Here is an 11,842-nt window from a genome sequence, read left to right as displayed (position 1 = left end):
GGCCACGCCGAGGCGATGCGCAGCTACGAATAGTTTTTCGTCATTGCGAGCTAAGCGAAGCAATCCAGAATCTCTCCGCGGTGGCAGTCTGGATTGCTTCGCTGCGCTCGCAATGACGAAAGAGTCCTTGTAAAACTCGCCACCATGGACACCTCCCCCCTGATTCTTCTCGCCGCGGGCGGCACCGGCGGCCATCTGTTTCCGGCCGAGGCGCTCGGCGTCGAGCTGATCCGGCGCGGCTTCCGCGTCCGCCTCGTCACGGACGAGCGCGCGCTGCGCTACAGCGGACTGTTCACCAAGGACATGATCGACGTCGTCTCGAGCGAGACTGCGCGCGGACGCAATCCGCTGCAGCTCGCCTATGCCGGCCTGACGCTCGCGGCCGGCACGCTGTCCGCCTACAGCATGATCAAGCGACTGAAGCCGGTCGCCGTCGTCGGCTTCGGCGGCTATCCGACGCTGCCGCCGCTGGTCGCCGCAAAATTCGCCGGCGTGCCCGGCATCATCCATGACGCCAATGCGGTGCTCGGCCGCGCCAACCGGTTCCTGTCGAGCCGCGTCCAAGCCATCGCGACGTCGTTGCCCGGCGTGCTCGATCGCGATCCGGCGCTATCAGGCAAGACCACGACGGTCGGCACGCCGATGCGTCCGGCGATCCTCGCCGCAGCTGGCGTGCCATATGCTGCGCCTGAAGTGAACGGTCCGCTGCGCCTGCTCGTCGTCGGCGGCAGCCAGGGCGCGCGCATCATGGCCGACATCGTGCCGGGCGCGATCGAGCGCCTCGAGCCTGCGCTGTGGAGCCGGCTCGTCCTCACCCAGCAGGTGCGCGACGAGGATATGGCGCGCGTGCGTGCGGTCTACGACAGACTGAAGATCAAGGCCGAGCTCGCGCCGTTTTTCACCGATCTTCCGGCACGGCTGGCCTCCAACCATCTGGTGGTGTCGCGCTCGGGCGCCGGCACCGTGGCGGAACTTGCCGCGATCGGGCGGCCCTCGATCCTGGTGCCGCTGCCGGGCGCGATCGACCAGGACCAGTTCGCCAATGCCGGCGTGCTGGCCAAGGTCGACGGTGCGATCCGCATTCCGCAGACCGAGTTTTCCTCCGATCGCCTCGCCGCCGAGATCTCCGCCTTCGCCGCCGAGCCCGCGCGTCTTGCCGCCATGGCGCAGGCCGCCCGCGGCGCCGGCCGGCTCGACGCAGCGGAACGGCTGGCCGATCTGGTGGCCAAAATCGCGGGAATCTGACGCGAAATCGGCCGGAATTCCTACTTTTGCCGTCATGGCCGGGCTTGTCCCGGCCATCCACGTCTTGCAAGAAGTGGTAAGGATTCGTGGATGCCCGGGACGAAGCCCGGGCATGACGAAGGGAACTGCGGGATACACCATGAGACTGCCGCGCGAGATCGGACCTATCCACTTCATCGGGATCGGCGGGATAGGCATGAGCGGAATCGCCGAGGTGCTGCTCAATCTCGGCTATTCCGTGCAGGGTTCGGACGCCTCCGACAATTACAATCTCGACCGCCTGCGCAAGAACGGTGCGAGGGTCTCGGTCGGCCACAAGGCGGAGAACGTCGACGGGGCCGAGGTCGTCGTGGTTTCTACCGCGATCAAGCGCGACAATCCGGAACTGACGGCGGCGCGCGAACGGCGCATCCCCGTGGTGCGCCGCGCCGAGATGCTGGCCGAGCTCATGCGGCTGAAGAGCTGCGTCGCCATCGCCGGCACCCACGGCAAGACCACCACGACCACGATGGTCGCGACGCTGCTCGACGCCGGCGGCCTCGATCCCACCGTGATCAACGGCGGCATCATCAATGCCTACGGCTCCAATGCGCGTCTCGGTGCGGGTGACTGGATGGTGGTCGAAGCGGACGAGAGCGACGGCACGTTCCTGAAGCTGCCGACCGAGGTCGCGATCGTCACCAATGTCGATCCCGAGCATCTCGATCACTTCAAGACCTTCGAGGCGGTGCAGGACGCCTTCCGCCATTTCGTCGAGAACCTGCCGTTCTATGGCTTCGCCGTGATGTGCATCGATCATCCCGTGGTGCAAACCCTTGTCGGCAAGATCGAGGATCGACGCATCATCACCTATGGTGAGAATCCGCAGGCCGATGTGCGCTTCGTCGACCTGACCCCGGCGGGCGGCGGATCGAAGTTCAAGGTTGCCTTCCGCGATCGCAAGACGGGCGCCGTGCACGAGATCTCCGATCTCATGCTGCCGATGCCGGGGCGCCACAATGCCTCCAACGCGACCGCCGCGATTGCGGTCGCGCGCGAGCTCGGCGTGTCGGACGAGGCGATCCGCAAGGCGATCGCCGGCTTCGGCGGCGTCAAGCGCCGCTTCACCAAGACCGGCGAGTGGAACGGCGTCACCGTCATCGACGACTACGGCCATCATCCGGTCGAGATCGCGGCGGTGCTGAAGGCGGCGCGGGAATCCACCAACGGTAAGATCGTCGCGGTGGTGCAGCCGCATCGCTACACCCGCCTGCAGTCGCTGTTCGAGGAATTCTGCACCTGCTTCAACGATGCGGATGCGGTGATCGTCGCCGAGGTCTATGCTGCGGGCGAGACGCCGATCGAAGGCATCGATCGCGACCATTTCGCCGCGGGCCTGCGCGCCCACGGCCACCGCGAGGTGATCCCGCTGCCCGCGGCGTCCGATCTCGCTGGCATCGTCAAGGGCGTGGCGAAGTCCGGCGATCTCGTCGTGTGTCTGGGCGCCGGCAACATCACGCAATGGGCGTATGCCTTGCCCGGCGAATTGAAGGCGCTGGGGTAGCGCAGTGAGCTTCCCCGACATCACACCCGACCTCAAAGCCGTGATGCCCGATCTTCGCGGCCGGCTGCTGGCGAACCAGTCGCTCGCCGAGCTCACCTGGTTTCGCGTCGGAGGTCCCGCGCAGGTGCTGTTCACGCCGACGGATGAGGACGATCTCTCTTATTTCCTCGCGCATCTCGCAAGCGACATTCCCGTCTATGTCGTCGGCGTCGGCTCCAACCTGATCGTGCGCGACGGCGGCATGGCGGGCGTGGTGATCCGGCTTGCGCCGCGCGCCTTTGGCGAGGCGAGCGCGAGCGGCGATGTCGTCACCGCGGGCGCAGCCGCGCTCGACAAGCGCGTGGCGGAAGTCGCCGCGTCGGCCAATATCGGCGGGCTCGAATTTTACTTCGGCATTCCCGGCACGATCGGCGGCGCGCTGCGCATGAATGCGGGCGCCAATGGCGGCGAGACCAAGGACGTGTTGATCGAGGCGCGTGGCGTCGGGCGCGACGGCACGAAGCACATCTTCTCCAATGCCGACATGAAGTTTGTCTACCGCAACAGCGGCGTCGATGCCTCCATCATCTTCACCTCCGCGCGGTTCCGCGGCGAGCTCAGGGATGCCGAGGCGATCCGCGCGCGCATGGCGGAAGTGCAAACCCATCGCGAGACCGCGCAGCCGATCCGCGAAAAGACCGGCGGCTCGACCTTCAAGAATCCGCCCGGCCATTCCGCCTGGAAGCTGGTCGATGCCGCCGGCTGCCGCGGTTTGCGCGTCGGCGGTGCAGAAGTCTCCGAGATGCACTGCAATTTCCTGATCAACACGGGCAATGCCACCGCGCACGATATCGAGACGCTGGGCGAGACCGTACGTGAACGGGTGAAGGCAAATTCCGGAATTGAGCTACACTGGGAAATCAAGCGGATCGGAATTCCCGGCTAATTTGGACAAGCGACGAGAGAACATGCGCATCACCATCCTCTTCGGCGGCTCCAACCGCGAACGTCTGGTTTCCGTCGCCTCAGCCCAGGCGCTGCATCAGGCGCTGCCCGAGGCCGATCTCTGGTGGTGGGACGTCGAGGACAAGGTGCATGTCGTGCAGTCCAAACAGCTGCTCGAACATGCCCGCCCGTTCGAGGACGAGTTCAAGCCGGGCACGTCGGGCATTCCGTTGGAGCAGGCGCTCGACCAGGCCAGGGCGGAGGACCGCGTGCTGGTGCTCGGCCTGCATGGCGGGCGTGCCGAGAACGGCGAATTGCAGGTGATGTGCGAAGCGCGCGGCGTGCCGTTCACCGGATCGGGCTCGGCCTCCTCGCATCTCGCGTTCGACAAGATCGCGGCCAAGCATTTCGCCGCGCTCGGCGGCGTGACGCCGCCGGCCAACATTGCGCTGGACCAGATCGACGAGGCCTTCGCCGAATACGGCCGGCTGATCGCAAAGCCCGCCAGGGATGGCTCGAGCTACGGCCTGATCTTCGTCAACGCCAAGCAGGATCTCGTCGCCGTTCGCAATGCGGCCAAGCACGAAGAGTACGTGATCGAGCCCTACATCTCCGGCGTCGAGGCGACCTGCGGCGTGCTGGAGCGGCCGGACGGCTCGATCATCTCGCTGCCGCCGATCGAGATCATTCCGGGCGAGGGCAGTTTCGACTACGCGGCGAAATATCTTTTGAAGTCGACCCAAGAGATCTGTCCCGGCCGTTTCGCACCCGAAATCACCGCCGCGCTGAAGCACCAGGCGATGCTGGCGCACCGGGCGATGTCGTGTACCGGCTATTCCCGTTCGGACTTCATCGTCTCGGACAAGGGGCTGGTCTATCTCGAAACCAACACGCTGCCCGGCCTGACCAAGTCCTCGCTCTACCCCAAGGCGCTGAAGGCCGAGAGCATCGAGTTCGTCGACTTCCTGCGCGGCCTGATCGAGCTCGCTGTGGCCGGTGTGCGAAAATAATTAGGACTGGTTAACGGCCGAACTGGCGAAACGGCCGGTTTTGGAACCCAAAACCGGTAAAATGCCGGATATTGCGGCATAAATGCCTCACAGGCCTGGGCAAAAAGCTCACGTCGTTAACGAACTTTACCTTTTGTTTACCAGGACGTCCGAAGGTTAACGCTGGCGGCGCATATGACGCTTTGGCTGCCGGCGCGTGGACCGTTGCGGGTGTTGTCACCCCCAGCGAACGCTCTGAAGGGGAGAGGTTTTCTTCTGCTGAAGACCAGCACCCGGCCCGGCAAGTCCGAGACGTCATGTTCGCCAGGACCCGCGCGATGTCGCGGGCAAACTGTTGACGAGCTCGTGCAATGGATGGAGCAGGAAGCCTCACTCGGTCGCTTTTCAGATCGCTGAGGCCCCAAGCTGACCTGAAGGCGGCCGCTATCGGAGCGGTCGTGCTTCTGCGCGAGTGGGTGCAGGACAAGCGTCAGGAAAGAGTTCTCGGCGCCCGTGCTGCCGCCAAGGAAAAGACCAGGGCCAAAGCCATCGTCGAGCGCGAGCCGCCGCCGCGGTTGGTCGCGCTGGTCGAGCGCTATCTGCCGCGCCGGGTCGGGATCAGCATGACGGTGCTGCTCCTGATCGGAAGCTGCGGCTTCGGTATCGTCAAGGGCGGCCATCTCCAGGATTTCATCACGGCGGTCAACGACACCCGCAACGCGCTGGCCAATTCCGCCGGCTTCCGCATCACCTCCGTCGTGATCAACGGTCGCAAGCAGCTCAGCCAGGACGAGATCCTCGCGATCGGCGGCGTCAGCGGCCGATCCTCGCTGCTGTTTCTCGACGCCGACGCCGTGCGCGACAAGCTCAAGGCCAATCCCTGGATCGCGGATGCGACCGTGCTGAAGCTCTATCCGGGCCAGCTCATGATCGAGCTCACCGAGCGCAAGGCGTTCGCGCTGTGGCAGGAGGCCGGCCGGCTCTCCGTCATCGCCGATGACGGCGCCGTGCTCGAACCCTACGTCTCGCGCCGCTTTCTGTCGCTGCCGCTCGTGGTCGGCAAGGGCGCCGAGACGCAGGCCCGCGATTTCCTCGCTTTGCTGGCGCGCTATCCGCAGGTCAATTCCATTACCAAGGCCGCGATCTTCGTCGGTGAGCGGCGCTGGAACCTGAGGCTCAAGGACGGCCTCGACATCCGCCTGCCCGAACAGGACGTCGGCAACGCGCTTGCGATGCTGTCCAGGCTCGACAAGGAGGACAGGCTGTTCTCCCGCGACATCGTCGCCGTCGACCTGCGCCTGCCCGATCGGCTCGTCGTGCAGCTGTCCGAGGACGCCGCCAAGGCGCGCGACGATTTGTTCAAGGACAAGAAGAAGAAAAAGGCCGGGGACGCTGCATGACCGGTCTTGATCGCACCCAGACACCGAAGACACGCCCGATGCCGCACAAGCGCGGCGGCCTCGTCGCCTGCCTCGACATCGGCACCAGCAAGATCGCCTGCATGATCGCGCGGCTGAAGCCGTCGGCGCCGAGCGAAGCCCTGCGCGACCGGACCCATGCGGTGGAGCTGATCGGCTACAGCCAGATTCAGTCGCGCGGCATGAAGGCCGGCGCCGTGATCGATCTCGGCGAATGCGAGCAGGCGGTGCGACAGGCCGTCGGGCTTGCAGAGAAAATGGCCAAGGTGCGGGTCGAGTCCGTGCTGCTGTCGGTCTCCGGCGGCCGGCTCTCCGGTCAGCTGGTCGAAGCTGCGGCCGACATCCGCGGCGGCGCCGTGACACCGGCCGATGTCAGCCGCGTCACCTCCACCGGCATGCGCCACGCCACCGGCGAAGGCCGCACCGTGCTGCACGCGCTGCCGGTCGGCTACACGCTTGACGGCGTCAAAGGTATCCGCGACCCCCGCGGCATGGTTGCGCATCAGTTCGGCATCGACATGAATGTCGTCACCTGCGACGCCACGGTGGCGCGGAACCTGATGCTGGCGGTCGAACGCTGCCACATCAACGTCGAAGCCATGGCGGCAAGCCCCTATGTGGCAGGCCTGTCGGTGCTGACCGACGACGAGGCCGATCTCGGCGCCGCCGTGGTCGAAATGGGCGCGGGCACCACCACGATCGCGGTCTTTTCCGGCGGCCACTTCGTGCATGCCGCGGGTTTTGCGGTCGGCGGGCAACACATCACGATGGATCTGGCGCGCGGACTCTCCGCGACCATTGCCGATGCCGAGCGAATCAAGACGTTATACGGGACCGTCATCACCGGCGGATCGGACTCGCGTGAGCTGATGTCTGTACCGACAGCCGGTGACGAGCAGGATCTGCCGCAGATCGTCTCCCGCGCTACCATCGCCAACATCGTCAAGCATCGTGCCGAGGAAGTCTTCGAAATGGTTCGGGACAAGCTGAAGGATTCGCCCTTCGCCTCGGAGCCGAACGGCCGCGTCGTGCTCTCGGGCGGGGCCTCGCAGCTCACGGGTCTCGTTGAGCTCGGAACGCAGATTCTCGGCCGGCCCGTGCGGGTCGGACGTCCGCTCGGTTTCGGCCGGCTGCCCAACGAGGCGAAGAACGCCGCCTTCGCGGTGCCGGCCGGACTGCTCGTCTACCCGCAATATGTTCACCACGAACATGTCGAACCGCGGCATACGCGGCAGCAGGTCAGGACGGGGACCGGCGGGTATTTCGGAAAGGTCGGACGATGGCTACGCGAGGGCTTCTGATGACTCCTTCCCGCAATATTCGATTTTCACCAACTCCCGCGGCCGCCGGCCGGGGCGAACCCACGCGCGCGTGATCGAGAGGCAAACATGACCATCAGCATCAATGTTCCTGATATTCACGAACTGAAGCCCCGCATCACCGTGTTCGGCGTCGGCGGCGCCGGTGGTAACGCCGTCAACAACATGATCACGGCGGGCCTCCAGGGCGTCGACTTCGTGGTCGCCAACACTGACGCGCAGGCGCTGACGATGTCGAAGGCGCAGCGCATCGTGCAGATGGGCACGGCGGCCACGCAAGGGTTGGGCGCAGGTTCGCAGCCGGTGGTCGGCGCGGCCGCGGCCGAAGAAGTCATGGACGAACTCCGTGACCATCTCTCGGGCGCCAACATGGTGTTCGTCACCGCCGGCATGGGCGGCGGCACCGGCACCGGTGCGGCTCCCGTGATCGCCAAGATCGCGCGCGAGATGGGCATTCTCACCGTCGGCGTCGTGACCAAGCCCTTCCACTTCGAGGGCGGCCGCCGCATGCGCACCGCCGAAGCGGGCATCAACGAGCTGCACAAGGTCGTTGATACGCTGCTGATCATCCCGAACCAGAACCTGTTCCGGGTCGCGAACGAGAAGACCACCTTCGCCGACGCCTTCGCGATGGCCGACCAGGTGCTCTATTCGGGCGTTGCCTGCATCACCGACCTGATGGTCAAGGAAGGCCTGATCAATCTCGACTTCGCCGACGTTCGCGCCGTCATGCGCGAGATGGGCAAGGCGATGATGGGCACGGGCGAAGCCTCCGGCGACAAGCGCGCGCTGACCGCCGCCGAAGCCGCGATCGCCAACCCGCTGATCGACGATAGCTCGATGAAGGGCGCCAAGGGCCTCCTGATCTCCATCACCGGCGGCAAGGATCTCACCCTGTTCGAGGTCGACGAAGCTGCGACCCGCATCCGCGAGGAAGTCGATCAGGACGCCAACATCATCGTCGGCGCCACCTTCGACGAAGCCCTCGACGGTCTGATCCGCGTCTCGGTCGTCGCCACCGGCATCGAACAGGCCGCGATCGCGCGCAACAGCCAGGCCACCAGCGCTCCCGTGGCGAATCCTGCTCCGCAGGCGCAGCAGGCTCCCGCCGCTCCCGCCGCGGCTGCCGAGAGCCGTCTTGCCGATTTGACCGCGCGGCTGCGCGCTGACAATCAGCGCATGGCCGAGCGCGCCCAGAAGTTCGAAGGACAGACCCCGGCCACAGGAACGGGCCAATTTGCCGCCGCTCCCACGGCTCCGCGTCCGAACGTCGAGCGCGCTGCGCTTGCCGCCATCGCCGCCGCCGTTGCGGACGTTCCGCAGGCTCCCGCGCCGATGCAGACCTATGGCGACGTTACCGTGCGCCCGATCGCGCAGAAGCCCACGCTGTTCCCCGAGCCCGAGCAGGCGCCGATGGCCATGCAAGAGCCGATGACGCCGGAAACCTTCATCCCTCCGCAGGCCGAGCGTGCACCGGTCCGCACACCGCGGATGCCGCGGATCGAGGAACTTCCGATGCCCGCCCAGGCCGAGCTTCGCCAGGCCCGCGGCGAGGTCGAGGAGGAGACCCCGCAGAAGACCCGGCTGTCGCTGCTGCAGCGCCTCGCCAATGTCGGCCTCGGCCGTCGTGACGAGGAGACCGAGGCGCCGATCGCGGCCCGCACCGCCGGTCCCGCGATGCCGCCACTGCCCGATCGCCGCCCCCAGAAGACCGTGGCGCAGCAAATCGCTTCTACCGAGCCGGTGTCCGAGTATGCACGTCGTCCCGCGCCGCAGGGCCTGGACATGCACGGCCGTCCCGCGCCTGTTGCCCCGGCGCCACAGGGAGATGACCATCTTGATATCCCGGCCTTCCTGCGGCGGCAGGCGACCTGAGGATTGTTACAATAAGGCGGACGAAAAAAGGTCCCGGCGGGAAGCTTGCCGGGGCCTTTTCTTTTGCCCCGTGCATATCCGGATTGCGTGGCCAAACAACTGATTTTAAATCATTAATTACGTATTCGATGGTTCAGTAAAACTACCGAAAACGGTCCCGAACTCCGGTCCAATTTGGTTAAGCCTTGGCGCGAATACGGCGGGTTTGGGGTAACAATCGGTAAAAAAGCGTGAGTTGGCGCTGTTTAGGGCAGTGACTATGGTTTGCCGTGACTTGGGGATACGGATTCGGAACAGCGGTCTAGGCCGCAGTCGGGTTCAGTATAAGTCGCGATGGTCGTAGTGGGGCGGTTCCTGATGAAATTTAGCCGGCAAACAACGCTTCGCGCGCAAGCCAGTGTGGCAGGCGTCGGCGTTCATTCCGGTCTTCCCGTCACGCTCACGCTTGGACCCGCGCCTGTCGACGCGGGCTTTGTTTTTATCCGCACCGGGCTCGAGGGAAGCGACCGCGAAGTTCAGGCCACCGCCGAGCAGGTGATCGCGACGGATTTCGCCACCGTCCTCGGTGATCGCAACGGTCCGCTGGTTTCCACCGCCGAGCATGTCCTTGCTGCGCTGCGGGGAATGGGCGTCGACAACGCCATCATTGAGATCGATGGGCCGGAAGTGCCGATCATGGACGGCAGCGCGGCAGCCTTCGTTGCGGCGATCGACCAGGCCGGCATCGTGACCCAGCCGGCGCAGCGCCGCTTCATCCAGGTTTTGAAGCCGATCTCGGTCAAGATCGGCGACTCCTTCGGTGAGATCAGGCCCTATGCCGTCGGGTTCCGCGCCGAGGTCGAGATCGACTTCACCAATCCTGTCATCGGCCAGCAGAGCTATGCCTTCGACCTCAACCCGGAGCGTTTCCGCCGCGAAGTCGGCCGGGCCCGGACTTTCGGTCTGATGTGCGACGTCGCGCGGCTCTGGAGCGCCGGCTATGCGCTCGGTGCCTCATTCGACAACACCGTCGTGTTCGACGAGGAGCGGCTGCTCAACACCGAGGGCCTGCGCTACGCCGACGAATGCGCCCGCCACAAGGTGCTGGACGTGATCGGCGACCTCGCGCTGGCGGGTCTGCCGCTGCTCGGCGCCTACCGCTCGGTACGTGGCGGCCACAAGCTCAACCACACCGTTCTGACCGCGCTGCTCGCCGACCGCACCGCTTGGCGGGTGGTCGAGGGCGAGGCAGCCCGCCGCACCACGCGTCCGGTGGCCGAAACCGGTCGCGGCATCGTCGGTGGCCGGATCGCCGCGGTCTACGGGCCGGACGTTTCCTGAAGAGAGACGTTTCCTGCAGCGGACGTTTCCTAGACGAGAGACGCGTCCTGAAGAGACCCGTCGCCGCGGGCGTTTGGCGGCGGCTTTCCCCGGGAAACTCCTGGTAACGATGATCGGCTAGGATTGCGGCGCGTTCGCCTTAATCCGGGCGGAATGCCTGCCTATCCGGTTGGTTGAAGATCGTTTTTCGGTTACACCGGCGTGGTCGCACGGCAGGCACCACGGCTATATTTCGCGCCCAGGACGGGGTTCATGGGCTGGCGGACACCGCACCACAGGGCGTCAGGGCAATACTCATGTCGGCACAGCGTATGACGCGCGGATATCTTCAAGTCCCGTCTCGAGAAGTCTCGTCTCGAGCCCGTGGGCTGCTTCAGGTTGTCGCCCTCTTCGTGCTCGCGCTGCCGCTGGCCGGCTGCGGCACCGGCGCGCTTTGGGACAAGTTCACCGCCAAGGACGACACCTTCGTCGAGGAGCCCGCCGACAAGATCTACAATGAGGGCCTGTACCTCATGAACGAGAAGAAGGACATGAAGGCGGCGAACAAGAAGTTCGAAGAGGTCGACCGCCAGCATCCTTATTCCGACTGGGCCCGCAAATCATTGCTGATGTCGGCCTACGCGTCCTACCAGGGCGGGGATTATGACAATTGTATCGGCGCGGCCACCCGCTACGTCACGCTGCATCCCGGCAGCCCGGATGCGGCCTACGCGCAATATCTGATCGCCGCCTCGCATTACGACCAGATTCCGGACATCAGCCGCGACCAGACCCGCACCGAGAAGGCGATCGCCTCGCTGGAAGAGGTGGTGCGCAAATATCCGACCTCCGAATATGCGACCTCGGCCAAGGCCAAGATCGAAGGTGCGCGCGACCAGCTCGCCGGCAAGGAAATGAACGTCGGCCGCTATTACGCGCAGAAGCGCGACTACACGGCGGCGATCAACCGCTACAAGGCCGTGGTGACGCAGTACCAGACCACCCGCCATGTCGAGGAGGCGCTGTACCGCCTGACCGAGGCCTATATGGCGATCGGCATCGTTGGCGAGGCCCAGACGGCCGCCGCCGTGCTCGGGCACAATTTTCCTGACAGTCGCTGGTACAAGGACGCCTATAATCTTGTAAAATCAGGCGGTCTCGAACCGAGCGAGAATCAGGGGTCCTGGATTAGCAAGACCTTCAAGAAAATGGGTCTCGGCTAGGAAATAG

Annotated in this window: 9 protein-coding genes; all 9 read left to right on the top strand. The window is 65.2% G+C overall.

The window, feature by feature from the left end; translation table 11 throughout:
• Positions 1 to 144 precede the first annotated feature (144 nt).
• Complete coding sequence (gene murG, locus AC0L23_RS16005; RefSeq protein ID WP_085385405.1) at positions 145 to 1,245, top strand: undecaprenyldiphospho-muramoylpentapeptide beta-N-acetylglucosaminyltransferase; 1,101 nt, start codon at positions 145 to 147, stop codon at positions 1,243 to 1,245.
• 139 nt (positions 1,246 to 1,384) lie between these two features.
• Positions 1,385 to 2,788 (top strand): UDP-N-acetylmuramate--L-alanine ligase, encoded by a 1,404-nt coding sequence (gene murC, locus AC0L23_RS16000; protein WP_085385428.1) that lies wholly within the window; start codon positions 1,385 to 1,387, stop codon positions 2,786 to 2,788.
• Positions 2,789 to 2,792: 4 nt separating this feature from the next.
• Positions 2,793 to 3,713 (top strand): UDP-N-acetylmuramate dehydrogenase, encoded by a 921-nt coding sequence (gene murB / locus AC0L23_RS15995; protein WP_085349084.1) that lies wholly within the window; start codon positions 2,793 to 2,795, stop codon positions 3,711 to 3,713.
• A 22-nt stretch (positions 3,714 to 3,735) separates the two neighbouring features.
• A complete protein-coding gene (locus AC0L23_RS15990; protein ID WP_085349138.1) occupies positions 3,736 to 4,722 on the top strand; it encodes a D-alanine--D-alanine ligase family protein in 987 nt (328 codons plus the stop codon).
• Between the two features lie 350 nt (positions 4,723 to 5,072).
• The gene (locus tag AC0L23_RS15985) at positions 5,073 to 6,101 is read left to right on the top strand and encodes a cell division protein FtsQ/DivIB (protein WP_026232695.1); all 1,029 of its coding nucleotides are present in this window, start codon (positions 5,073 to 5,075) and stop codon (positions 6,099 to 6,101) included.
• Complete coding sequence (ftsA, locus tag AC0L23_RS15980; RefSeq protein ID WP_018454244.1) at positions 6,098 to 7,420, top strand: cell division protein FtsA; 1,323 nt, start codon at positions 6,098 to 6,100, stop codon at positions 7,418 to 7,420. The genes AC0L23_RS15985 and ftsA overlap by 4 nt, the downstream gene beginning before the upstream one ends.
• 87 nt (positions 7,421 to 7,507) lie before the next feature.
• Positions 7,508 to 9,313, top strand: a complete 1,806-nt coding sequence (ftsZ, locus tag AC0L23_RS15975) for a cell division protein FtsZ (RefSeq protein WP_018454245.1) — start codon at positions 7,508 to 7,510, stop codon at positions 9,311 to 9,313.
• Positions 9,314 to 9,670: 357 nt separating this feature from the next.
• Positions 9,671 to 10,633: a UDP-3-O-acyl-N-acetylglucosamine deacetylase gene (lpxC, locus tag AC0L23_RS15970; RefSeq protein WP_085385406.1), complete on the top strand. Its 963-nt coding sequence runs from the start codon at positions 9,671 to 9,673 to the stop codon at positions 10,631 to 10,633.
• A 296-nt stretch (positions 10,634 to 10,929) separates the two neighbouring features.
• A complete protein-coding gene (locus AC0L23_RS15965) occupies positions 10,930 to 11,835 on the top strand; it encodes an outer membrane protein assembly factor BamD (RefSeq protein ID WP_026232697.1) in 906 nt (301 codons plus the stop codon).
• Positions 11,836 to 11,842 lie beyond the last annotated feature (7 nt).

It is taken from the genome of Bradyrhizobium sp. MI1.4, from assembly GCF_055811315.1.
This window is presented reverse-complemented; position numbering and strand designations above follow the sequence as displayed.